The organism is Bradyrhizobium sp. WSM1743 (assembly GCF_000473065.1).
In the GTDB taxonomy this organism is placed as follows: domain Bacteria; phylum Pseudomonadota; class Alphaproteobacteria; order Rhizobiales; family Xanthobacteraceae; genus Bradyrhizobium.
On sequence record NZ_AXAZ01000036.1, the window covers coordinates 54,448 to 77,020 of the forward strand.

At 65.0% G+C, this 22,573-nt stretch carries 19 protein-coding genes and 2 pseudogenes; 12 read left to right on the plus strand and 9 right to left on the minus strand.

The features are described from left to right. The first annotated feature begins 1 nt into the window (after position 1). Together YU9_RS0121350 and YU9_RS0121355 are read left to right on the plus strand one after the other, a co-directional pair. Positions 2–2,314: a molybdopterin cofactor-binding domain-containing protein gene (locus YU9_RS0121350; protein ID WP_027574631.1), complete on the plus strand. Its 2,313-nt coding sequence runs from the start codon at positions 2–4 to the stop codon at positions 2,312–2,314. Between the two features lie 56 nt (positions 2,315–2,370). Further along, a complete protein-coding gene (locus YU9_RS0121355; protein ID WP_027574632.1) occupies positions 2,371–2,631 on the plus strand; it encodes a hypothetical protein in 261 nt (86 codons plus the stop codon). A 378-nt stretch (positions 2,632–3,009) separates the two neighbouring features. On the opposite strand, the gene YU9_RS0121360 is transcribed toward YU9_RS0121355, so the two are convergent. The 4 genes from YU9_RS0121360 to YU9_RS0121375 form a co-directional block, all read right to left on the minus strand. Next, positions 3,010–4,737 (minus strand): methanol/ethanol family PQQ-dependent dehydrogenase, encoded by a 1,728-nt coding sequence (locus YU9_RS0121360; RefSeq protein ID WP_027574633.1) that lies wholly within the window; start codon positions 4,735–4,737, stop codon positions 3,010–3,012. 130 nt (positions 4,738–4,867) lie between these two features. After that, complete coding sequence (locus tag YU9_RS0121365; RefSeq protein WP_027574634.1) at positions 4,868–5,521, minus strand: ubiquinol-cytochrome c reductase iron-sulfur subunit; 654 nt, start codon at positions 5,519–5,521, stop codon at positions 4,868–4,870. Between the two features lie 246 nt (positions 5,522–5,767). After that, on the minus strand, positions 5,768–6,232 hold the full coding sequence (locus tag YU9_RS0121370; RefSeq protein ID WP_036017732.1) for a group III truncated hemoglobin: 465 nt from the start codon (positions 6,230–6,232) through the stop codon (positions 5,768–5,770). 134 nt (positions 6,233–6,366) lie between these two features. Then, positions 6,367–7,218 carry a 3-hydroxybutyryl-CoA dehydrogenase gene (locus tag YU9_RS0121375; RefSeq protein WP_027574636.1) on the minus strand — a complete coding sequence of 284 codons (852 nt, stop codon included), beginning with the start codon at positions 7,216–7,218 and terminating at the stop codon, positions 6,367–6,369. Positions 7,219–7,690: 472 nt separating this feature from the next. On the opposite strand from YU9_RS0121375, the gene YU9_RS0121380 reads away from it, so the two are divergent. Next, positions 7,691–8,389: an ABC transporter permease gene (locus YU9_RS0121380; RefSeq protein ID WP_027574637.1), complete on the plus strand. Its 699-nt coding sequence runs from the start codon at positions 7,691–7,693 to the stop codon at positions 8,387–8,389. Here YU9_RS0121380 and YU9_RS0121385 read toward each other — a convergent pair. Further along, positions 8,363–9,172: an extracellular solute-binding protein gene (locus tag YU9_RS0121385; protein ID WP_027574638.1), complete on the minus strand. Its 810-nt coding sequence runs from the start codon at positions 9,170–9,172 to the stop codon at positions 8,363–8,365. The two genes, YU9_RS0121380 and YU9_RS0121385, sit on opposite strands and share 27 nt — an antisense overlap. A 324-nt stretch (positions 9,173–9,496) precedes the next feature. Here YU9_RS0121385 and YU9_RS0121390 point away from each other — a divergent pair, with 324 nt between their 5' ends. From YU9_RS0121390 to YU9_RS42135, 3 genes and pseudogenes are all read left to right on the plus strand, one after another. Further along, positions 9,497–10,636: a hypothetical protein gene (locus tag YU9_RS0121390; protein ID WP_027574639.1), complete on the plus strand. Its 1,140-nt coding sequence runs from the start codon at positions 9,497–9,499 to the stop codon at positions 10,634–10,636. A 63-nt stretch (positions 10,637–10,699) separates the two neighbouring features. Continuing rightward, complete coding sequence (locus YU9_RS0121395) at positions 10,700–10,978, plus strand: TonB-dependent receptor plug domain-containing protein (RefSeq protein ID WP_027574640.1); 279 nt, start codon at positions 10,700–10,702, stop codon at positions 10,976–10,978. A gap of 23 nt (positions 10,979–11,001) precedes the next feature. Beyond that, a pseudogene (locus YU9_RS42135) lies at positions 11,002–11,450 on the plus strand (BJP family subclass B3 metallo-beta-lactamase); the annotation flags it as partial. A gap of 73 nt (positions 11,451–11,523) precedes the next feature. Here YU9_RS42135 and hutU read toward each other — a convergent pair. Genes hutU through hutI form a run of 3 tightly spaced genes read right to left on the minus strand, consistent with a single transcriptional unit; the run spans position 11,524 to position 15,993 of the window. Next, the gene (gene hutU, locus YU9_RS0121405) at positions 11,524–13,194 is read right to left on the minus strand and encodes a urocanate hydratase (RefSeq protein WP_027574641.1); all 1,671 of its coding nucleotides are present in this window, start codon (positions 13,192–13,194) and stop codon (positions 11,524–11,526) included. Positions 13,195–13,207: 13 nt separating this feature from the next. Then, positions 13,208–14,782, minus strand: coding sequence for a histidine ammonia-lyase (hutH, locus tag YU9_RS0121410; protein ID WP_027574642.1), 1,575 nt, complete (start codon positions 14,780–14,782; stop codon positions 13,208–13,210). Then, positions 14,779–15,993, minus strand: a complete 1,215-nt coding sequence (gene hutI / locus YU9_RS0121415) for an imidazolonepropionase (protein ID WP_027574643.1) — start codon at positions 15,991–15,993, stop codon at positions 14,779–14,781. Before hutI ends, hutH begins: the two co-directional genes overlap by 4 nt. 86 nt (positions 15,994–16,079) lie before the next feature. Here hutI and YU9_RS0121420 point away from each other — a divergent pair, with 86 nt between their 5' ends. The 6 genes from YU9_RS0121420 to YU9_RS0121445 all read left to right on the plus strand — a co-directional run bounded on the left by YU9_RS0121420 (position 16,080) and on the right by YU9_RS0121445 (position 22,107). Next, positions 16,080–17,438, plus strand: a complete 1,359-nt coding sequence (locus tag YU9_RS0121420) for a formimidoylglutamate deiminase (protein ID WP_027574644.1) — start codon at positions 16,080–16,082, stop codon at positions 17,436–17,438. Further along, complete coding sequence (hutC, locus tag YU9_RS0121425) at positions 17,435–18,163, plus strand: histidine utilization repressor (protein WP_027574645.1); 729 nt, start codon at positions 17,435–17,437, stop codon at positions 18,161–18,163. Before YU9_RS0121420 ends, hutC begins: the two co-directional genes overlap by 4 nt. A 104-nt stretch (positions 18,164–18,267) precedes the next feature. Beyond that, positions 18,268–19,236: an ABC transporter substrate-binding protein gene (locus YU9_RS0121430; RefSeq protein ID WP_027574646.1), complete on the plus strand. Its 969-nt coding sequence runs from the start codon at positions 18,268–18,270 to the stop codon at positions 19,234–19,236. A 72-nt stretch (positions 19,237–19,308) separates the two neighbouring features. Next, positions 19,309–20,082: an ABC transporter permease gene (locus YU9_RS0121435; RefSeq protein ID WP_027574647.1), complete on the plus strand. Its 774-nt coding sequence runs from the start codon at positions 19,309–19,311 to the stop codon at positions 20,080–20,082. Further along, a complete protein-coding gene (locus YU9_RS0121440) occupies positions 20,079–20,864 on the plus strand; it encodes an ABC transporter ATP-binding protein (protein WP_027574648.1) in 786 nt (261 codons plus the stop codon). Before YU9_RS0121435 ends, YU9_RS0121440 begins: the two co-directional genes overlap by 4 nt. Further along, positions 20,857–22,107: a Zn-dependent hydrolase gene (locus YU9_RS0121445; protein WP_027574649.1), complete on the plus strand. Its 1,251-nt coding sequence runs from the start codon at positions 20,857–20,859 to the stop codon at positions 22,105–22,107. Before YU9_RS0121440 ends, YU9_RS0121445 begins: the two co-directional genes overlap by 8 nt. A gap of 341 nt (positions 22,108–22,448) precedes the next feature. Here the strand turns inward: YU9_RS0121445 and YU9_RS50060 are convergent. Next, positions 22,449–22,573 (minus strand): annotated as a pseudogene (locus tag YU9_RS50060) (IS110 family transposase); the annotation flags it as partial.

Here is a 22,573-nt window from a genome sequence, read left to right on the forward strand (position 1 = left end):
CATGAATTTCATCGACAATCCCCGCAAGCTGCGCGGCTTCGAAAAGCATATCAGGGTCGAGAAGGTCTCGCGCCGAAGCATCCTGAAGGGGCTCGGCGTCACCGGCGGCTTTGTGCTCGCCGCCCCCGTGATGTCGCGCCAGGCACTCGCCTATGAAACCGGCGCCGGCAAGATGCCGCACGGCGTCGTGGTCGATCCGCGCGTATTCGTTTCGGTCGCCTCTGATGGAATCGTCACCATCGTCGGGCACCGTTCGGAGATGGGCACCGGCGTGCGCACCAGCCTGCCGCTGATCGTGGCCGAGGAGATGGAGGCCGACTGGTCCAGGGTCAAGGTGCAGCAGGCCCATGGCGACGAGGTCAAGTTCGGCAACCAGGACACCGACGGCTCGCGCAGCACGCGGCATTATCTGATCCCGATGCGCCAGATCGGCGCCTCCGCCCGCACCATGCTGGAGCAGGCCGCAGCGAAGCGCTGGGGCGTGCCGGCAACCGAGGTCAAGGCGGTCAACCACGAGGTCGTTCACAGCGCCAGCGGCCGCAAGCTGGGCTTCGGCGAGCTCGCAGCGGATGCCGCCAAGGAATCGGTGCCGAGCATCGAAAGCCTCAAGCTGAAGGATCCCAAGGACTTCCGCTATCTCGGCAAGGGCGCGATCGGACTTGTCGACCTGCACGACATTACCACCGGCAAGGCGCGTTACGGCGCGGATGTTCGCCTGCCCGGCATGAAGTATGCCGTGATCGCCCGCCCGCCCGTGACCGGCGGCAAGCTGGTCAAGTTCGAGCCGGAGGAGGCGCTGAAAGTCCCCGGCGTCGAAAAAGTGATGCAGGTTCAAGGCTGGCCTTGGCCTTCAAAATTCCAGCCGCTCGGCGGCGTTGCGGTGATTGCACGCAACACCGGCGCGGCGATCAAGGGCCGCGACGCGTTGAAGCTGGTGTGGGACGACGGTCCGAACGGCAAATACGACTCGGTCGCCTACCGCAAGGAGCTCGAGGAGGCCTCGCGCAAGCCCGGCCTCGTGCTGCGCAAGGAGGGCGATGCGGACGCCGCCCTAAAAGGCGCCGACAAGGTGATCGTCGGCGAGTACTACATCCCGCATCTCGCGCATGTCAGCATGGAGCCGCCGGTCGCGGTCGCCAACGTCAAGGGCGACAAGGCGGAGATCTGGGCGCCAGTGCAGAGCCCCGGCGGCACACGCGAGGACGTCGCCAAGACGCTTGGCATTCCCGAAGGGAACGTCACCGTCAACGTGACGCTGCTCGGCGGTGGGTTCGGCCGCAAGTCGAAATGCGATTTTGCGCTCGAAGCCGCGCTCCTGTCGAAGGAGCTTGGTGCGCCCGTGAAGGTGCAGTGGACGCGGGAGGACGACATCCACAACGGCTTCCTGCACACCGTCTCGGTCGAGCGGATCGAGGCCGGCCTCGACAAGAGCGGCAAGGTGATCGCCTGGCGCCACCGCAGCGTGGCGCCCAGCATCGCCTCGACCTTTGCCGCTGGCACGGTGCATCAGGCGCCGTTCGAGATCGGCATGGGTCTCGTCGATATGCCCTTCGAGATCGCCAACATCTCCTGCGAGAATCCGGAAGCTGCCGCGCATACCCGCATCGGCTGGTTCCGCTCGGTCTCGAACATCCCGCGCGCCTTCGCCGTGCAGTCGATCGTCGGCGAGATCGCGCAAGCCACCGGCCGCGACCAGAAAGACATGCTGCTCGAGCTGATCGGGTCACCTCGCATCGTCAAGCCCAATGTGAAGGACCTCTGGAACTATGGCGAGCCCCAGGACAGCTACCCGATCGACACCGCGCGCCTGCGCAAGGTGGTCGAACTGGTTGCCGAGAAGGGCGAATGGGGCCGAAAGGTGCCGAAGGGCCACGGCCTCGGCATTGCCGTGCACCGCAGCTTCGTCAGCTACATCGCGACCATCGTCGAGGTGGCCGTCGACGACAAAGGCAAGCTGACGGTGCCGCGGGTCGACACCGCGATCGACTGTGGCGCCTATGTCAATCCCGAGCGCATCGCCTCGCAGATCGAGGGCGCTGCGATCATGGGGCTCAGTCTCGCCAAATACGGCGAGATCACCTTCAAGGACGGCAAGGTGCAGCAGAAGAATTTTGACGACTTCCAGGTCGTCAGGATGGATGATTCTCCTGTGGTGACCAACGTCTACATCGTGCCGCCCGGCCCCGACACGCCGCCGAGCGGCGTCGGCGAGCCCGGTGTTCCCCCGTTCGCGCCGGCCCTGATCAATGCGATCTTCGCGGCGACGGGAAAACGCATCCGCTCGCTTCCGATCGGCAAGCAGTTGGAGGCATAAGCAGCGGAACACAAGCGGCCTCGCGCCGTTTGCATCGATCTGACAGGAGCAGATCGATGACCAACATCTCAAAGGCGCTCGCAGTCTCGTTGCTGTCGTGCGCCTTTCTTTTGACCACCAATGCCGCGTTCGCCCAGAGCAACACGACGCCGCCGACCACCGCGACGCGCCCCACCGCGCCCGATCAGAACTCGCTGCCCAACGCCAAGGCCCCACCCGCCTCGACCACCCAGACCACGGGACAGCACAATCCGGATCCGAAGGTTCGGGAGATGAACCAGAAGGAGAAGGGCAAGGTTGAGCGCGAGGGGAAGTAGTTGCCTGAGGGCTGCGCATGGATTGTCCAGCGGATGGAAGGGTAACAAAACAGCCCGGATGGATAGGTAACAATCGTTCATGGTTCGGTCCGCTGCGGCGCTGCGCTAGGGCAGCGACGCTGGGAGGTGCGCACTCACTTGGGTGAGGGCTCTCCATCCTCACGAACGATTTTGCGCGCGGAGAGAACCCCTCATCCGGCGCGCGCGATGCGTGCGTCACCTTCTCCCGCATCCGCCTTCGCCAAGGCTTCGGCGGACATGAGGGGAGAAGGACGAAAACGATCCGCGCGGCCCACAGAAAAATGCGGCGGACGTTGCCGTCCGCCGCATTCGCCACCCCCCTTGCTGCTCCGCTTCTTTCGATCCGCGCCCGCGGAGCTATTTCTTCAGTGCGAACACCCAGATGACGCCGCCCTGCGGCACGTTGGCTTCGATGCCGATATTGTTGGTCACGAGCGCATCCTGGATGCGTTGCGCGTCCACGCCCCATCCCGACTGGATCGCGATGTACTGCGTGCCGTCGATCTCATAGGATACCGGCATGCCCATAATGCCGGAGTTCGTCTTCTGCTCCCACAGCAGCTCGCCGGTCTTCGCGTTGAAGGCACGGAAGTTGCGGTCGTTGGTGCCGCCGACGAAGACGAGATCGCCCGCAGTCGCTGTCACAGAACCGAACAGTTGCGATTTCGGGAAGTTGTGCTGCCACACCTTTTTGCCGGTAGCGGGATCCCAGGCCTGAAGCTCGCCGAAATGATCCGCGCCCGGCTTCGCCTTGAGGCCGATGTCTTCCGGCTTGGTGCCGAGCCAGAGTTCGCCAGGCTTCAGCGCGACCTTCTCGCCGGTGAATCCGCCGCAGAAGTTCTCGTTGGCGGGCACGTAGACGAGACCGGTCTTCTGGCTGTAAGCCGCTGACGGCCAGTCCTTGCCGCCCCACAGCGAGGGGCAGAACTCCACGCGCTTGCCGAGGACGGGCTTGTGCGCGGGATCGACGATCGGCTTGCCGCTCTCGGGTTCGATGCCCTTCCAGACGTCGGTGGAGACGAACGGCCAGCCGGCGACGTAGTTGATCTTGGTCGGCGTACGCTCGAGCACCCAGAAAATCGCGTCGCGTCCCGGATGGACCAGGCTCTTGATGTTGCGGCCATCACGCTGCAGGTCGATCAGCATCGGCGCTTCGACCTCGTCCCAGTCCCAGGAATCGTTCTGGTGATATTGGTGATAGGTCTTGATCTTGCCGGTGTTCGGATCGAGCGCGAGCACCGAGGAGGTGTAGAGATTGTCGCCGGGATGGCTATCGCCGGGCCATGGTGCAGCATTGCCCACACCCCAATAGATCGTCTTGGTCTCCTTGTCGTAATTGCCGGTCATCCAGGCTGAGCCGCCGCCATTCTTCCAGTCGTCGCCCTGCCAGGTGTCGTGACCGGGCTCGCCTTCGCCCGGAATGGTGAAGGTGCGCCACAGCTCCTTGCCGTCCTTGGCATCATAGGCGGCGACATAGCCGCGCACGCCGAATTCGCCGCCGGAGCCGCCGACGATGACCTTGCCGTCGACGATCAGCGGCATCAGGGTCATGTACTGGCCCTTCCTGTAGTCCTGCACCTTGGTGTCCCACACCACCTTGCCGGTCTTGGCGTCGAGGGCCACGACATGGTCGTCCGTTGTGGCAAGGTAGAGCTTGTCCTCCCAGAGGCCGACGCCGCGGCTGGTCGGATGCAGCTGGAACAGATCATCGGGGAGCTGCCGCTTGTAGCGCCAATATTCGTCGCCGGTCTTGGCGTTCAACGCGATCACCTGCCCCATCGGGGTTGCCACGAACATCACGCCGTTGTTGACGATCGGCGGCGCCTCGTGGCCTTCGACGACGCCGGTGGCGAAGGTCCAGACCGGCGTGAGATTTTTCACGTTGGAGGTGTTGATCTGGTCGAGCGGGCTATAGCCGTGCCCGTCATAGGTGCGCCGGTAGAGCATCCAATTGCTTGGCTCTGGATTTTCCAGCCGCTGCGCGGTGACCGGTGCGTAGTTCTCGATCGGACCCGACATGGCGGCGGTCGAGGCGAGGCAGGTGAAGGCGACGAAGCCGGACAATAACCATTGCTTCCTGGTCATGGAAGTTTTCATGGACGTTCCCCTATTTCATCAGTTTGAATTCTTGTTGTGAATTCTTGTCGTTCGTCCCGTCGTCCGCCCATCGGCGGAGGCGACCTTTCGTGACGCGGGCCCAGCCCGCAACCGTCCATCATCCTGGCTGCGCGCCACCTACCTTTCCGATGAAATTGCCGGCGACAGTAAGTGAGCCGTCAGCGAGCGCCAGCGGCAGCGCCGCAAGCCGTCGTGGCGCCGGCCCGAACACAACCTGCGCGCCGGCGCGGGGATCGTATTCGGAGTTGTGGCACATGCACTTGAACACCTCCTTGTCGCCGACATCGCTTTTCACCCAGGCGGTGACGGGACAGCCCGCATGCGAGCAGATCGCGGAATAGGCGATGATGCCGTCGACGGCCCGCGCGCGGGTCTTCTCGTCGAGGTCGGCGGGATCGAGCTTGATGATCAGGATCTCGTTGAGCCGCGAGGCGCTGCGCACCACCGATGTGTTGGGATCCTTCGGCCAGGCATGGACCGGCGGTCCGCCGGGCTTTAGGTCGGCCGCGGTGATGAGTTTTCCCTCCTGGTCGCCTTCGGAGAAGACGAGCAGATCGCCTTTCTGCGGCCGTTCGTCGGAGCCGGGCGGATCCTCACCTGCGCGCGCTTGGGTGGAACAGCCGAGACACGCGGAGGTCGCAAGCGCACCCAGCAGCAACGTTCGCCGCGTCTGCCCCGTGCCCGCATCAACTTCGGGTTCCGCAGCACTCTCGGAGAATGAGGAATTGGTGTCGAACGATGCGCAAGCCATGCCCGCTAGCAGGCGCTGGAACTCTGCCGAAAAGAAGGCGAAGAATTGGCGCCGCAGTGCATCAATATGGCTTTGCTCGCATTGATTGAACGAGAGTGAAAGCAAGCAAGCGCATTTTTCGCGAATTCTACATCGCATTGCGCGAACGGCATGATGATTTTGCAGATCAGACCGATGATGTAGGAATTGGTGCGACGCGCCATCACGCGGCGCGAGCTGCGCCTTCACAGGCAGGCATTCTGTATTTCACGACCTGAGCACGTGGCGCGGCGATGCGATGCGGCCGGCAACTGTTGCCGATGCCATTTCAAAGCTATCGGCGATACGACGCGCCTTGTCGATAAACAGCGCAGCCGCCGCGGGCGGACAGACTTCGCGCGCGGTCTGTTCGAACAGGTCGAGCCAGCGGTCGAAATGACCTCCAACCAGGCTCAGCGGCAAGTGTGCCCGCATCGGCGAGCCATGATAGCGGCCGCTCATCAGCACGACCGAGGACCAGAAATCTTTGAGCTTGGCGAAATGCTCGTCCCAGTTCTGGACGATCGCAAAGACTGGACCAAGCAGCGCGTCCTCGCGCACACGTCCATAGAAGCGTGTGACGAGTTCCCCGATCATCTCCTCGGTGATCCCGGTGCGCTCGATCGCATCCTGCGTCAACAGGCTCCGCCGCGCCGCCGCCGCCTCGCGCTCGGCCTTCAGTCGATCCGACATGTCCTCTCTTGTCCGTTCCGTTGTTCCCGCGAGCCGCTCATTCATTGTCGGGCCGATTGCGCGCGGCGTCTTTGTCGCAGCGCAAATTGCGGGATCTGGCGGCGGACGCAGAGTGCCCGCCGCCAATGCCTTCATCAGGCGCTATAGGTGTAGAAGCCCTGTCCGGTCTTGCGGCCGAGATGCCCGGCATCGACCATTTCCTTGAGCAAGGGGGCTGGACGGTATTTGGGGTCGTTGAAGCCTTTGTAAAAGACCTCCATCACTGAGAGCATGGTGTCGAGCCCGACGAGATCGGCCAGCGCCAGCGGCCCGATCGGATGGTTGCAGCCGAGCTTCATGCCGGCGTCGATCTCTTCCGCTGTCGCGATGCCCTCCTGGAGCGCGAAGATCGCCTCGTTGATCATCGGGCACAGGATGCGGTTGACGGCGAAGCCCGGGCTGTTCTTGGCGGTGATCGCCACCTTGCCGACGCGCTTGGCGAAATCGAGGGCCTTGGCATGAGTGTCGTCGGAGGTCTGCAAGCCGCGGATCAGCTCCAGCAAGGCCATCACCGGAACGGGGTTGAAGAAGTGCATGCCAATGAAGCGATCAGGACGGTCGGTCGCGGCGGCGAGCTTGGTGATCGAGATCGACGAGGTGTTGGTCGCGATCAGCGTGCGCGGCGACAGTGTGGCGCAGAGATCCTTCAGGATCTTGACCTTCAGCTCCTCGTTCTCGGTCGCGGCCTCGATGACCAGATCGCAATCCGATAGCTTCGCCCGATCGGTCGTGCCGGTGATGCGCTTGAGCGTCGCCTCGCGGTCGGCCGCCGACATCTTCTCCTTCTTGACTAGGCGCTCGAGGCTGCCGCCGACGGTCGAAAGGCCGCGGTTCACCGCCGCATCGGAAATATCGACCATCACGACCGAGAGCCCGGCCGCGGCGCAAACCTGCGCGATGCCGTTCCCCATGGTCCCTGCCCCGATGATGCCAACAGTTTGGATCATTGCGTCATATCCTTCATCTTTGCGGGCGAGCCAGCAGCAGCCCGGCCCCATTTGTTCCTGCATCAGGGTCTAGCACCGCCACCGGGCGGGTGCGACCTGATCCTGCCCCTTCCTTAGTGCATCCACGGGCGGAATAAAGCCGTCCCCGACCGCACCACGCCAGGATTTGGGCTCTCCCGGCCCAAATGCCGGATCTTGTGCCCTGCGGCCCCTGGGACAGCCCGATGAAGGCCCGGCATCGGGTGCCCGATTCATATGGACAAAAGCTCACCCTGAGCACCCCGAATTGCGACCCCTTGATTGTGGCGGCCGCACCAGCCAGAACCGGTGCAGTTGCCATCCGAGGATGTGCATGGGGGAGACCCGGCTCGCCGTCGACGCGGGCCGAAGCTGTCAGGGGGCTGCTAAGGATGAAGGAGTGCGCGACAGACGTGATCACCGGCATCGAGCCGGCGCAACAGCGTCAGGCCGGATGAACGATTTCGTACGATCCGTTGGTGCCGCCTTCACGCTGATCGGCGAAGCCGACGCCGAGCTGCTGGGCATCGTCGCATTGTCGGTACGGGTCAGCCTGACCGCCAGCATCATCGCGCTCCTGGTCGGCGCGCCGTTCGGAGCCCTGCTTGCGATCACCCGTTTCCGGGGGCGTCAGGTTATCGTCATTCTGACCAATGCGCTGCTCGGCCTGCCGCCGGTCGTGGTCGGGCTCGCCCTCTATCTTCTGCTGTCGCGGTCCGGCCCGCTCGGGGCTGCGGGCCTGTTGTTCACGCCGGCCGCCATGGTGATCGCGCAGACGCTGCTGGCCACACCGATCGTGGTGGCGCTGGTGCACCGGCCGGCAAGCCTGCTGTGGGCGGAGTATAGCGACCTGGCGCGGATCGATGGGCTGTCGGCCCTGCGCAGCATGGCCCTCCTGTTCGCGCTCGGCCCGACCTCGTTGCTGACGGCCTTTCTCGCGGCGTTCGGGCGCGCCATTGCGGAAGTCGGCGCCATCATCATCGTCGGCGGCAACATCCGCGGCTTCACCCGCACGATGACGACAGCGATCGCGCTGGAAACCAGCAAAGGCGATCTGCCGCTGGCGCTCGGACTCGGACTGATCCTGCTCGCACTCAGTGTCGCGGTATCGACCGTCGCCTTCGTGCTAGTGGGACGCGTTGGGGAAAAATAGCTGCTCGCCGTCGACCTTGTATCCGGCTATCGCTTCCTGCCCCTTCGGTGAGATCAGCCAGTCGATGAAGGCCTGCCCGTCCTTCGCCTTCACGTTCGGATGCTTTACAGGATTCACCAGCATGACGCCGTACTGGTTGAAGAGCCGTTTGTCGCCCTCGATCAGGATGGCGAGTTCGCCACGGTTCTTGAACGACAGCCAGGTGCCGCGATCCGACAGGAGGTAGGCGTTCGACGACGAGGCCATGTTCAGCGCCGGGCCCATGCCCTGGCCGATCTCCCGGTACCAATTGTCTTTGCCGGCACTGAGGTCAACGCCAGCCCCTTTCCATAGCCTCAGCTCGGCCGCATGCGTGCCGGACTTGTCGCCGCGCGAGATGAACGGCGCCTTCGCCGTCGCGATCTTGCGCAACGCCTCGACCACATCCTTGCTGCCGGCGATCTTCGCGGGGTCGCTCTTCGGGCCGACGATGACGAAGTCGTTGTACATCACGTCGAAGCGCTTCACGCCCTGCCCTTCGGACATGAACCTGTCTTCGGCCGCCCGGTCGTGGACGAACACGACGTCGGCATCCCCGCGCCGCCCGATATCCAGCGCCTGACCGGTGCCCACGGCGACGACTTTCACGCTGATGCCTTCGGCCTTCGAGAACAGCGGCAGCAGATGGCCGAACAGCCCCGACTGCTCCGTCGATGTGGTCGAGGCCACGGTGATGGTGCGGTCCTGTGCGAATGCGATGGTGGACCAGAGCAGAACCGCTCCGATGGTGGCAAGCTTCCTCATGCGCCGTCCTCGACCAGATATTGACGGTCCTGAATAACCGCTGGCGACGACGACGGGAACCCCGACCTTAGGTCGTAACGAGAGTTGACGCGAAAGGCTGGGCGCGTCGGCAGGAACGTCGTCGGCGCATGCGGGTTGCCCGGAGATGCAAAGTGGGCAGAACTTCACCCGGCGCAGTGGACACGTCGATGTTCTGCAATTGGTCTCCCCTACATTGACACGGGTGTGACGGCCGGGGCAGGTTTTCACATTGCTGGCGAATCAGCGATAGCCTCACGCCGAGTACTTCTTGGACAACTCCCAGTGCTTTCGAGACTGATATCGTTGCTGCGCCGCATCCCTGCGGTGAACTGGGCGTTTACCCGACTTCGGCCCTTGCCGCACAGCGGCAGCATTGAGGTCGCACCGATTGCCACAGACGCTTCGCCCGCCATCGTCGAAGACGCCGCGGCCACTGCTCAAGCTGCAATCGCCGAAATCAGCACCGACCCGGTGCGCGGCGACGCTGACCTTGCCGCCCAAGCTCCGGTCGCGGAGAACGACGCGGCGGTGCCCGTCGTCTCGGAGAATCCGTCCGACGATATCTCTATCAGCGAGGACTCATCTCCGGAGAGGGTGACGGAAATCCAGACGCTTGCGACGGCAACAGTCGCCGAGGAGGGGTTGGCTTCATCGTCCGACGCGGAGAATGGGCCAGTTGCGGACTCCGATCTCGCCATCATTGGCGAAGCATCACCCGCTGGCACGCCCGCAGAAATCGATTCCGTCGTCGCAGACGAGGTGGTGGCTTCATCATCAGGCGTCGCGACTGCTTCGACTGATGTGTCGGATGCCGTGGTCGAGGCTGCCTCCTCGCCCAACGTTTCCGCCGAGATCGAATCGGTCGTCGTCGAAGCAATCCCGGTCCTGCTCGGCGATGCCGATAGCGTCGCGGCTAATGTCTCTGAAACCCGTGGCGACAGCGAGCCAGCGCCCGTCGAGATCGCGCCGGCCCCTGCGAACGATGTTCCGCTCATCACAGCCATTGCGACGGCAGCCAATGAGTCATCCAGTGGCGTCACCGAGATCGAACCGACTCCGGCTCTCGCGTGTCCTTCTCCAGAGATCCGCAGCACACCCAAAGAGCGCGCGAGAGCCGCGGAACCCGCCGATCGCGCCGCACTGATCCGACAGCGCTGGGCGGAGAGCGGAATCAGGATGTGGAATCCGCGGCTTCACGGCACCGGCGAAGCCGCCCTGAACATCCAGGGAAGCGTTGGGCTGCTGCCGCCGGCGCCCGGCGAGACAATGCCGCGCTACGACAAGCTGGAATTCAAGATGCTCGGCGGACAGATCGTCTGTGAGGGCGTCATCGTCGAGGCACCCGCGCAGACCAGCCGTCGCAGTTTCACGGGGCTCGCCGAGCCGCGGACCATCGAGCGGATCCGCGAACCGAGGCGGGAGCGACAGGCCGTTCTCGCCTGATCCTTTCTTCTGCGACCACCGTCACGACGTGCTAGGCTGATGTCCCGACATGGGAGATCGCATATGCGCGCAAGGCCGCTGCTTTTAATCGTGATCGCCTTTGCAATCTCACAGCCCGCGCTCGCCGCGGGCAAACGGCCGCGTCCTGCAGCGACGGCCGTTCCCGCCACCGATCCGGCTGCACCCTACAAGGCCGATCGGCTCTCTTCCTCACGCGGCGAGACGATCCTCGACACGCCTGGCCAGACCACCGTGCTGACGCGACAGGTCCTCGACGACAAGAAGGCAACCAGCCTTCGGGACGCCATGCGCTCGACCGCCGGCGTGACGATCGGACGCTAGGCGCCCCGCCGCTTTCGATCGACTTCCCGCCGGTGAAGGCGGATCGTGTCGTAAGGACGGCGACAAGGTCACGCTCGGCGACACCACGCTGACGGCACATGCGACGCCAGGCCACTCGCCGGGTTGCACGAGCTGGCAGATGACCGCCAAGGACGGCAAGGAGGACCGCGGGGTGCTGTTCTTCTGCAGCGGCACGGTTGCGCTGAACCGGCTGGTTGGCCGGCCGACGTATGCCGGCATCGTCGAGGATTACCGCGCGACCTACGCCAAGGTGAAGGCGATGACGATCGACGTGCTGCTCGGACCGCATCCGGAGGTCTATGGCATGCAGGCCAAGCGCGCGCAGATGAAGGACGGCGCGCCGAACCCGTTCGTCAAACCGGGAGAGCTTGCAACCTACATCGCCGGCCTCTCGGAGGATTTCGACAAGCAGCTCGCCAAGCAGACCGCGGCGCTCCAGCCTGCGAAATAGCCGTCGAACGGGGTGTGCTTCGATGGCGCGCCTCACCTCTCTCCGATCGGGGGAGAGGTGGACCGAGCCGCTGTCACTTCGCCAGGCCCGGCAGATCGAGCCCTTTGTCACGGGCGCAGTCGATTGCGATGTCGTAACCCGCGTCGGCATGACGCATGACGCCGCTGGCCGGATCGTTCCACAGCACGCGCTCGATGCGCTTGGCGGCTTCCAGCGTGCCGTCGGCCACGATCACCATGCCGGCGTGCTGCGAATAGCCGATGCCGACGCCGCCGCCATGATGCAGCGACACCCAGGTCGCGCCGCTGGCGCAATTGAGCAGCGCGTTCAGCAGGGGCCAATCGGATACCGCGTCCGATCCGTCCTTCATCGCCTCGGTCTCGCGGTTGGGGCTTGCCACCGAGCCGCTGTCGAGATGATCGCGGCCGATCACGATCGGCGCTTTCAGCTCGCCCCGCGCCACCATCTCGTTGAAGGCAAGGCCGAGGCGATGCCGATCGCCAAGGCCAACCCAGCAGATCCGCGCCGGCAGGCCTTGGAATTTGATGCGCGCCTTGGCCATGTCGAGCCAATTGTGCAGATGCTTGTCATCAGGCATCAGCTCTTTCACCTTGGCGTCAGTCTTGAAAATGTCCTCGGGATCGCCCGAGAGCGCGGCCCAGCGGAACGGACCAACACCGCGGCAGAACAGGGGACGAATATAGGCGGGAACGAAGCCGGGGAAATCGAAGGCGTTCTTCAGGCCCATGTCCTGCGCCATCTGGCGAATGTTGTTGCCGTAATCGAGTGTCGGAATGCCCTGGGCATGGAAATCCAGCATGGCCTGGACGTGCTCGACCATCGACATCTTCGAGGCGCGCTCGACCGCCTTCGGGTCGGACACACGCCTGGCCTCCCAATCGGCGAGCGCCCAGCCCTTCGGCAAATAGCCGTTGATCGGATCGTGCGCGCTGGTCTGGTCGGTGACGATGTCGGGCTTGACGCCGCGGCGGACCAGCTCCGGGAAGATCTCCGCGGCATTGCCGAGCAGGCCGACCGAGACCGCCTTCTCCGTCTTCGCCGCATCCGCCATGATCGCCAATGCTTCATCCAGCGTTGCGGCCTGGCGGTCGAGATAGCCGGTACGCAGGCGCATCTCGATGCGGCTCGGCTGGCATTCGACCGCGAGCATCGACGCACCGGCCATGGTCGCGGCCAGCGGCTGCGCCCCGCCCATGCCGCCGAGACCGGCGGTCAGAATCCATTTGCCGGCGAGGCTGCCGCCATAGTGGCGACGGCCGACCTCGACAAAGGTCTCATAGGTGCCCTGTACGATGCCCTGGCTGCCGATATAGATCCAGGAGCCCGCCGTCATCTGGCCGTACATCATCAGGCCCTGACGATCGAGCTCGTTGAAATGATCGAGCGTCGCCCAGTGCGGCACGATGTTGGAGTTCGCGATCAGCACACGCGGCGCGTCGGCATGGGTCCGGAACACGCCGACCGGCTTACCGGACTGCACCAGCAGCGTCTGGTCGCGGTCGAGCTTGCGCAAGGCCGCAACGATGCGGTCAAAGCTCTCCCAGTCACGCGCGGCGCGGCCGATACCGCCATAGACGACGAGCTCGCTCGGGCGCTCCGCGACATCCGGATCGAGGTTATTCATGAGCATGCGCAGCGGCGCTTCCGTCAACCAGCTCTTGGCGCTGATGTCGCTGCCGCGGGGCGCGCGGATGGTGCGGTCGTTGTCCAGTCGGCGGTTCATGCGGAAGACCTCTTCAGTCAAGTCTCGGTTCATCAAGTCTTGGAAACGGATCGGTTGGAAGCGCCGTGAGCGCGATGGTCGGCAGCAGGTCCGCTTCGACCAGCGCAGCGGCCTTGGCGAGATCGCCCGCCATGTAGCGGTCGGCGCCAAGCGCGGGCACCTGCTCGCGCAGCTCGGAAATGACGGCAACGAGCGGCGCGCTGGTCGCATGCGGCGCGCGCAGCGTGATGCCTTGGGCGGCGACCAGAAGCTCGATGCCGAGGATGGCGGCGAGATTGTCGGCCATATCGGACAGGCGCCGCGCCGCATGTGCGGCCATCGACACATGGTCTTCCTGGTTGGCACTGGTCGGTGTCGAATCGATCGAGCAGGCGAGAGCGCGCTGCTTGTTCTCGGCATAGAGCGCGGCAGCCGTCACCTCGGCGATCATGAAGCCGGAGTTGATGCCGGGATCGGGCGTGAGGAACGGCGGCAGGCCGAAATTCAGCGCGGGATCGACCAGTGTGGCGATGCGCCGCTCGCTGATCGCGCCGATCTCCGACAGCGCCAACGCGATGGCGTCGGCGGCGAAGGCAACCGGCTCAGCATGGAAATTGCCGCCGGAGACGATCTCTCCAGTTTCGACCAGCACCAGCGGATTGTCGGTGACGGCATTGGCCTCGACGATCAACGTATGCGCAGCCTGCGTGATGAGGTCGAGCGCCGCGCCCGCGACCTGTGGCTGGCAGCGCAGGCAATAGGGATCCTGCACTCTCTCATCGCCTTCGAGGTGAGAGAGGCGGATGTCGCTGCCGTCGAGCAACGCGGTCAGCGTCGCGGCCGCCGCGATCTGGCCGGCATGGCCACGCAGCGCCTGGATCTCGGGACGGAACGGTGCCGTCGAGGCCATCGCCGCGTCGACCGACAGCGCGCCGGTCACCAGCGCGGCGCGGACGAGGCGAAATGCACGCAGCACGCCTGATATGGCGTAGGCGGTCGAGAATTGCGCGCCGTTGATGAGCGCGAGCCCCTCTTTGGGACCAAGCGTCAGTGGCACAAGGCCGGCGGCCTTGAGGGCTTCGGCGCCTGATATGGTTTTCCCGTCAACGATCGCCTGTCCTTCGCCGATCATCACCGCCGTCATATGCGCCAGCGGTGCCAGATCGCCGGATGCGCCCACGGAACCCTGCTGCGGCACCAGCGGAGAGACATTCCGCGCCAGCATGTCCTGCAGCTGCTCGATCACCTCGCGGCGCACGCCCGAGGCGCCACGCCCGAGCGAGATGATCTTCAGCGCCATCATCAGGCGGAGAATCGGCTCGGGCGTCGCCGGGCCGACGCCGCAGCAATGCGAGACGATGAGGTTGCGCTGGAGCAGCGCGGTCTGGTCCGGCGCGATGCGCTTCGAGGCCAGCTTTCCGAAGCCGGTGTTGATGCCGTAGACCGGCGCGTCAGCCTGCGCCGCCTTCGTGACAATCTCCGCCGCCGCTTCCACGCGCGGCCAGAACGACGGATCGAGCACGACGGGCGCACCATCGAGCACGTCCGAGAGATCATCGAGACTGACCGTCCCCGGTTTGACGATGATCGAGGTGTCTTGCTCCGTCACTGCCCTCTCCAAACCCGGCGGTGCAGCGGATTGAAGCCGATGCGGTAGACCAGCTCGGCCAGGCGCTCGATGTCCCAGATCGCAAGGTCGCACCATTTGCCGGCCTCTAACGTACCGGCCTCGTCGAGGACGCCGAGCGCCCGCGCACCTTCGCGGGTGACGCCGGCGAGGCACTCGGCCACATTCATCCGAAACAGTGTCGCGCCCATGTTCATCGCGAGCAGCAGCGAGGTCAGCGGCGAGCTGCCGGGATTGCAGTCGGTCGCCAGCGCCATGGGAACACCAACCTTGCGGAACGCCTCGACCGGCGGCTTCTTCGTCTCGCGAATGAAGTAGAACGCACCGGGCAGCAGCACCGCCACAGTACCGGACTTCGCCATGGCAGCGGCGCCGGCTTCGTCGGTGTGCTCCAAATGATCGGCCGACAGTGCGGAGAATTTTGCAGCGAGTGCAGCGCCGCCGAGATTCGACAGCTGGTCGGCATGCAGCTTCACCGGTAGCCCAAGCGCTCTCGCCGTCTCGAACACAAGCGCGGTCTGCTCGGCCGAGAACGCGATTCCTTCCATGAAGGCATCGACGGCATCGGCGAGACCAGACTTGGCGACCGCGGGCAGCATCTCCTTGCAGACGAGATCGATGTAGCGGTCCTTGTCGCCATCGGCCTCCACCGGCAGCGCATGCGCGCCGAGGAAGGATGTTCGGATCGCAACGGGCCGCTGACGACCGAGGGTTCGCGCCGCGGAGAGTTGCCGCATCTCGGTTTCAACATTGAGGCCGTAGCCGGACTTGATCTCGACCGTGGTCGCGCCCTCGCCGATCAGCGCGTCGAGCCGCGGCAGCGCGCTTGCGACGAGCTCGGCTTCGCTCGCCTTGCGCGTTGCCGCCACTGTCGAGACGATGCCGCCGCCTGCGCGCGCGATCTCTTCGTAGCTTGCGCCCTTCAGGCGCAGCTCGAATTCATGCGCACGGTTGCCGCCATAGACCAGATGGGTGTGGCAGTCGACGAGGCCGGGCGTGATCCAGCGCCCCTCGCAATCGATCCGCTCGATCGCATCCGCATCAACAGGAAAATCCGCCTGCACGCCCGCGTAGACGATGCGGCCGCCGCGCGCGGCGAGGATTCCATGCTCAATCTCGCCGAGGTCGGGACGGTCGGCCCGCATCGTCGCGAGGCGGGCATTGTGCCAGATCCGGTCGAAGCGCTCTGCCATGCGGATATCCATTCGCCGTCGGATTGCTTGACTTATATGTCTAGACATATAATCGTAAGCCGGTTCTGTCCAGCCGGCGTGTAATCATGACCCGACTGCATTTCGCTTCCGCGCTCCTGCCCTCGGGCTGGGCCAATGACGTGCAGGTGGTCGTCGCCGCCGGCGCGATCGCGGCGGTGAGGCCGGGCGCGGCACCGGCCGCCGGCGACGAGCGCCACGCAATCGCGCTTCCTGGACTTGCGAGCCTGCATAGCCACGCGTTCCAGCGCGGCATGGCGGGGCTTGCCGAATTGCGCGGCGATTCCACCGACACGTTCTGGACCTGGCGCGAGACGATGTACCGTTTCGCGCTGGCGATGACACCCGACGACGTCGCGGCTGTGGCGACGCTGCTCTATGTCGAGATGCTCGAGCATGGCTTTACCCGCGTCGGCGAATTCCACTACCTGCATCACGATCGCGACGGCTCGCCCTATGCTGAGCTCGGCGAGATGGCCACGCGCATTGCAGAGGCTGCCGAGGCTTCCGGCATTGCACTGACCCTGCTGCCGAGTTTTTATGCGCATGGCTCCTTCGGAGGCGCCGCACCGCATCATGGCCAGCGCCGCTTCATCTGCTCAGTCGATCAGTTCGCTGAGTTGATGACTGCCTCGCGCAACGCCATAGCAAATCTGCCGAGTGCCAATATCGGCATCGCGCCGCACAGCTTGCGCGCGGTGACGCCGGACGAACTTCGCGCGATCATTCCGCTTGCTGATGGCGGGCCGGTGCACATTCACGCCGCCGAGCAGGTGAAGGAAGTCGAGGACTGCCTCGCCTGGTCGAGCCAGCGGCCGGTGCAATGGCTGCTGGAGCACGCGCCCGTCGATCACCGCTGGTGCCTCATCCACGCCACCCATACGACGGATGAGGAGGTCGCCGCCTTCGCCAAGACCGGCGCAGTCGCGGGCCTCTGCCCGATCACGGAAGCGAGCCTCGGCGACGGCATTTTTCCGGCGCGAGAGTTCCTCGATGCCGGCGGCCTGTTCGGTGTCGGCACCGATTCCAACGTGCTCGTCGGCATCGCCGACGAATTGCGTCAGCTTGAATACGGCCAGCGGCTGAGGCATCGCCAACGCAACGTGCTCTCCGGCGGCGCAGGCCGCTCGACCGGTCGCACGCTGTTTGACGATGCGCTCGCTGGCGGCGCGCGGGCGCTGGCGCAGACAGCCGTTGGTCTCGCGCCCGGGGCGCGGGCCGACATCGTCACGCTCGACGCCGCGCATCCGTCGCTGGCGGGCCGCACGGGCGACGCGGTCATCGACGGCTGGATCTTTGCAGCGGGCGGCGCTGCGATCGATTGCGTCTGGGCCGGCGGCCAGAAGGTGGTCGAAGGCGGTCGTCATAAGCTGCGCCAGGTCGCTCGCGAGCGCTTCAACGCGGCGGTACGGAGGCTCGTCGCATGAGCCTCACCGCAGACGCAGCCGACAGGCCGACGCTCTACAAACGCATCCGCGCCGACATCGAGAAACGCATCCTGACCGGCGAGTGGCCGCCCGGGCATCGCATTCCCTTCGAGCATGAGCTGGTCGCGCGCTACGGCTGCTCGCGCATGACCGTGAACAAGGCGCTGTCGGAGCTCGCGCAGGCCGACCTGATCGAGCGGCGGCGGCGCGCCGGCTCGTTCGTGCGCCGGCCGCAGCATCAGTCGGCGGTGCTCAAGATCGCCGACATCCGCGCCGAGATCACCGCGCTCGGGCGCTCGTACGGCTACGAGCTGATCGGCCGCAAGCTGCGCGCGGCGACCGCTGCCGACCGCGACCGTCTCGGCGTGAAGAAGGCCGGCAAGGTGGTCGCGATCGCCTGCCGGCATAGCGCCGACAACGTGCCCTTCGCCGTCGAGGACCGGCTGATCGATCTGTCTTCCGTGCCGAATGCCGCGACCGCGGATTTCTCGCGCGAGCCGCCGGGCTCGTGGCTGCTTCATCACGTTCCGTCGACGGAGGCCGAGCACACCATCAGCGCCATCGTTGCGGACGACCGCACGGCGGAAGCGCTCGACATCGCCGTCGGCGCGCCCTGCCTCGTGATCGACCGCTACACCTGGCGCAGCGCACGCACCATCACCGCCGTGCGCCTGCTCTATCCCGGTGACTCTCACCGCCTTGTCGCCCGATTCAAGGGAGGCTGAGAGGATATGTCGGCACAATTCGTGCAACGCTTCGGGCAACGGTCCATGCGGGACACAGGGATCAACAGGACGTCAATCCATCGATCGGCAAGAGGACGACAATCATGCGTAATTCGACAATATTTGCGACAATCATTGCTCTCGCGTTTGCGACAATCATTGCTCTCGCGGCCGCCACTCCCGCGCTCGCCGACGACGTCAAGGTCGGCGTCGGCATCTCCGGATGGACCGGCTTCGCGCCGCTGACGCTGGCGAAGGAGGCGGGCATCTTCAAGAAGAACGGCCTCGACGTCACCATCAAGAAGATTCCGCAGAAGGACCGCCACCTCGCGATTGCCTCCGGCGACATCCAGTGCGCGGCGACCACGGTCGAGACCTGGATCTCCTGGAACGCAAACGGCGTCGCCACCAAGCAGATCTTCCAGCTCGACAAGAGCTATGGCGCCGACGGCATGGCCGTGCGCAACGACGTCGCCGCGATCAAGGACCTGAAGGGCAAGACCGTCGCCGCCTCCGCGCCGGGCACGTCGCCGTATTTCGCGCTGGCCTGGATGCTGAAGAAGAACGGCCTCACCACGAAAGACGTGACCGTGGTGAACCTCGAGCCGGCGGCCGCCGCGCAGGCTTTCGTCTCCGGCCAGAACGATGCGGCGATGACCTATGAGCCGTATCTGTCGACGGTGCGCGCCGCGCCCGACAAGGGCAAGATCATCGCCACCACGCTCGACTACCCCATGGTCATGGACACGTTCGGCTGCACGCCGAAGTTCCTGACGGAGAATCCCAAGGCCGCCAAGGCGCTCGCCGACAGTTATTTCGAGGCGCTCGACATGATCGCCAAGGACCAAGCCAAGTCTTACGAGATCATGGGCGCCGACGTGAAGCAGACCGGCGAGCAGTTCGGCAACTCGGCAAAGTACCTGCGCTGGCAGGACAAGGCCGCGAACCAGAAGTTCTTCGCCGGCGACTTCCTGACCTTCAACAAGGAGGCCGCCGAGCTCCTGCTCGAGATCGGCATCATCAAGTCCGCGCCGAAGGTCGAGGACCTCTACGACGCGAGCTTCATCAAGTAAGATTTCTGCAAACTGCCGGTTCCGCCGAGAGGCGGAGCCGGCTCGTGATCGACTGTTCGGATAGACAAATTGATGCGTCCTCTGGATCCCGTGACATCGAAGCAGCGCGCGGCCTACGGTCTTGCGTTCTTCGTGCTGTTCGTTGCCGTCTGGTCCTGGGCGACGTTCGGCGGCCATGTGTCGAAGACCTTCCTCGCCAATCCGCTGACCATGGTGCAGGAGGGCCTCGAGCTGCTCACCAGGCACGGTTTCCTGTTCGACATCGGCATGACGATCTGGCGCGTCGTCGGCGGCTTCGCACTCGCGGCGATCATTGCGGTGCCGCTCGGGGTGCTGATGGGCGCCTACAAGCCGGTGGAAGCGTTCCTCGAACCGTTCGTGTCTTTTGCGCGTTATTTGCCCGCCTCCGCCTTCATCCCGCTGCTGATCCTTTGGGCCGGGATCGGCGAATTGCAAAAGCTCCTCGTCATCTTCATCGGCTCGGTGTTCCAGGTCATCCTGATGGTCGCGGTGACCGTCGGCGCCACGCGGCGCGACCTGGTCGAGGCCGCCTACACGCTGGGCGCCAGCGACCGCGGCATCATCCGCCGGGTGCTGCTGCCCTCCTCCGCGCCGGAGATCGCAGAAATCCTGCGGCTGGTGCTGGGCTGGGCCTGGACTTACGTCATCGTCGCCGAGCTGATCGGCTCGTCCTCGGGCATCGGTCATATGATCACCGACAGCCAGGCGCTGCTCAACACCGGCCAGATCATCTTCGGCATCATCGTGATCGGATTGATCGGCCTGATCTCGGACTTCATGTTCAAGGCATTCAACGCCTGGCTGTTTCCCTGGAAGCTCGCATGACGACGCTCAGGATCGAACGGGTTTCGCGCACCTTCCCCGCGCGCCACGGCAACGCTCCCACGAGGGCGCTGGAGCCGACTGACCTCACCATTGGCAACAACGACTTCGTCACCATCCTCGGTCCCTCCGGCTGCGGCAAGTCCACGCTGCTGCGCATCGTCGCCGGCCTCGATCGCCCGACCAGCGGTCGCGTCACGCTCGACGGGCGCGAGGTGACCGGCCCGGGCGCCGAGCGCGGCATGGTGTTCCAATCCTACACGCTGTTCCCCTGGCTGACGGTGCGCGAGAACATCGCCTTCGGCCTGCGCGAGCGCGGCGTGTCCGAGGCGGAGCGGAACAAGATCGCGGATGCCTTCATCCGCCAGGTCGGATTGTCCGGTTTCGAGAACCATTGGCCGAAGCAGCTCTCCGGCGGCATGCAGCAGCGCACGGCGATTGCCCGCGCGCTCGCCAATGATCCAAAAATCCTGCTGCTCGACGAGCCCTTCGGCGCGCTGGACAACCAGACCCGCGCCCTGATGCAGGAGATGCTGCTCGGCATCTGGGAGCGCGACCAGAAGACCGTGCTGTTCGTGACCCACGATATCGAGGAAGCCATCTTTCTCGGCAGCCGCGTCATCGTGATGAGCGCACGCCCCGGCCGCATCAAAGCAGAGATCAATGTGGACCTGCCGCATCCGCGCTCCTACAAGATCAAGACCACGCCGGAATTCGTCCAGCTCAAGGAACGGCTGGTCGAGGAGATCCGCACCGAGGCGCTGAAGGTTGCCGAACATGCCTGACACCAACCCCCGCGCCGACGGCAATCGCGTTCTTGCCGATCTCAATGCGCTGCGCGCCATCGGCGCTTACAAGACCGGCGTGCACAAGCCGACCTTCTCGGAGCCGCACAAACAGTCGCTGGATTGGCTGATGCGCAAGCTGCCCGAGGCGGGTCTCTCCGCCACAATCGACGGCATCGGCAACGTGGTCGGCATCAGCGCCAAGCCTGGTCCGAAGCTGCTGGCGGGTTCGCATCTGGAAAGCCAGAACTACGCCGGCTGGCTCGATGGCCCGCTCGGCGTCGTCTACGCGCTCGAGGCGGCGCGCGTGCTCAATACCGATCCATCGCTCAAGGGCGCGGTCGAAGTGGCCGCCTGGTGCGACGAGGAGGGACATTTCGGCCATTTCCTCGGCTCGCGCTCCTATGTCGGACAGGTGACCGAGGCCGACATCGATGCCGCACGCGACCGCACCAGCGGCCGCACCATGCGCGATGCCCTCGCCGAGATGGGGCTCGCCGGACGCCCGCGCGTCACCGCCGAGCCGGGGCGCCACGTCGGATATCTGGAAGCGCATATCGAGCAGGGTGACACGCTCGAAAGCGGCCGCCTCGCGATCGGCGTCGTGACCTCCATCGTCGGCATCTGGCAGTACCAGATCAATTTTACCGGCGAGCAGAACCACGCCGGCACCACGCGCATGGCGGTACGCAAGGATGCTGGCCTCGCGCTGGCGAAGTTCTGCGTCGCGATCGACGAGCGCTTTCCGGTTGCCTGCGGCCCGCGCACGGTCTGGACCACCGGTCGCATCACGCTCGATCCGGGCGCGCCGAGCATCATTCCGGGTGGCGCAGAGATGCTGTTCCAGATTCGCGACGACGATCCGGCCGTCATCGCGCGGCTGGAGCAATTGCTGCGGACCATGGCGGAGGAGGCCAGTGCCAAGGGCCCCTGCACCGTCGCCGTTACGAAGCTGCGCACCGGCGCTCCCGCGATGATGAATGCGGGCTTTCAGGATGCGATCGAGGCCGCGAGCAAGGCCGTCGCCGGCGGCCGGTCCATCCGCATGCCCAGCGGCGCCGGGCACGACGCGCAGATGCTGGCGACCGTCATGCCCGCGGGCATGCTGTTCGTGCCGTCGATCGGCGGCATCAGCCATCACTGGACCGAGAACACGGCGGATGCCGATATCGTCACCGCCGCGGAAGTGTTCGTCGACGCTTGCCGGCGGATACTTTGCGGCTACGGCTCGTTCCCGAAGTGACGCTGTCATTCCCCGCGCAGGCAGGCAATCCAGTACGCCGCGGCCTCTCGATTCAGTCACTGCCGTCTCGGAGTACTGGATCGCCCGGTCGAGCCGGGCGATGACAGCGCGTGTGTGGTGACAGACGCGCCTTTGCATTCTCGCGGCGCAATTCGCCCGAGCTTTGCTTGATCGCTCCACCCTCATATCCAAGAGCAACTGGGGTCGGAGTAGACCGGCGATCGGACGGGCTCAAGGCTGGTGCTGGCGCACCCCCGCCTTCGGCGGCTGACGGCCTTGACCCCGTCTGCACGCCGGTCTTTGGGCTTGGCATGCGCTCGGCCGAGGTCCGAGCGCGCTCGTCAGGTCATCCTGTATCTTTTCGGATCCCAGGTCTCGCCGCGAGCGATCATGGTGTTGAGGATGATGATCAGCTTACGCATGCAGGCGACGATCGCGACCTTTGGCGGCTTGCCCTTCGCAATCA

What these genes read in the sequence shown, in the direction of transcription:
- YU9_RS0121435 (WP_027574647.1), top strand. Translation starts at nt 19,309, where the DNA reads ATGCGTCCTCTGGATCCCGTGACATCGAAGCAGCGCGCGGCCTACGGT.
- YU9_RS0121420 (WP_027574644.1), top strand. Translation starts at nt 16,080, where the DNA reads ATGACCCGACTGCATTTCGCTTCCGCGCTCCTGCCCTCGGGCTGGGCC.
- YU9_RS0121365 (WP_027574634.1), bottom strand. Translation starts at nt 5,521, where the DNA reads ATGGCTTGCGCATCGTTCGACACCAATTCCTCATTCTCCGAGAGTGCT.
- hutC (WP_027574645.1), top strand. Translation starts at nt 17,435, where the DNA reads ATGAGCCTCACCGCAGACGCAGCCGACAGGCCGACGCTCTACAAACGC.
- YU9_RS0121395 (WP_027574640.1), top strand. Translation starts at nt 10,700, where the DNA reads ATGCGCGCAAGGCCGCTGCTTTTAATCGTGATCGCCTTTGCAATCTCA.
- YU9_RS0121355 (WP_027574632.1), top strand. Translation starts at nt 2,371, where the DNA reads ATGACCAACATCTCAAAGGCGCTCGCAGTCTCGTTGCTGTCGTGCGCC.
- YU9_RS0121430 (WP_027574646.1), top strand. Translation starts at nt 18,268, where the DNA reads ATGCGTAATTCGACAATATTTGCGACAATCATTGCTCTCGCGTTTGCG.
- YU9_RS0121350 (WP_027574631.1), top strand. Translation starts at nt 2, where the DNA reads ATGAATTTCATCGACAATCCCCGCAAGCTGCGCGGCTTCGAAAAGCAT.
- YU9_RS0121380 (WP_027574637.1), top strand. Translation starts at nt 7,691, where the DNA reads ATGAACGATTTCGTACGATCCGTTGGTGCCGCCTTCACGCTGATCGGC.
- YU9_RS0121360 (WP_027574633.1), bottom strand. Translation starts at nt 4,737, where the DNA reads ATGACCAGGAAGCAATGGTTATTGTCCGGCTTCGTCGCCTTCACCTGC.
- hutI (WP_027574643.1), bottom strand. Translation starts at nt 15,993, where the DNA reads ATGGCAGAGCGCTTCGACCGGATCTGGCACAATGCCCGCCTCGCGACG.
- YU9_RS0121445 (WP_027574649.1), top strand. Translation starts at nt 20,857, where the DNA reads ATGCCTGACACCAACCCCCGCGCCGACGGCAATCGCGTTCTTGCCGAT.
- hutU (WP_027574641.1), bottom strand. Translation starts at nt 13,194, where the DNA reads ATGAACCGCCGACTGGACAACGACCGCACCATCCGCGCGCCCCGCGGC.
- YU9_RS0121370 (WP_036017732.1), bottom strand. Translation starts at nt 6,232, where the DNA reads ATGTCGGATCGACTGAAGGCCGAGCGCGAGGCGGCGGCGGCGCGGCGG.
- YU9_RS0121385 (WP_027574638.1), bottom strand. Translation starts at nt 9,172, where the DNA reads ATGAGGAAGCTTGCCACCATCGGAGCGGTTCTGCTCTGGTCCACCATC.
- YU9_RS0121440 (WP_027574648.1), top strand. Translation starts at nt 20,079, where the DNA reads ATGACGACGCTCAGGATCGAACGGGTTTCGCGCACCTTCCCCGCGCGC.
- YU9_RS0121375 (WP_027574636.1), bottom strand. Translation starts at nt 7,218, where the DNA reads ATGATCCAAACTGTTGGCATCATCGGGGCAGGGACCATGGGGAACGGC.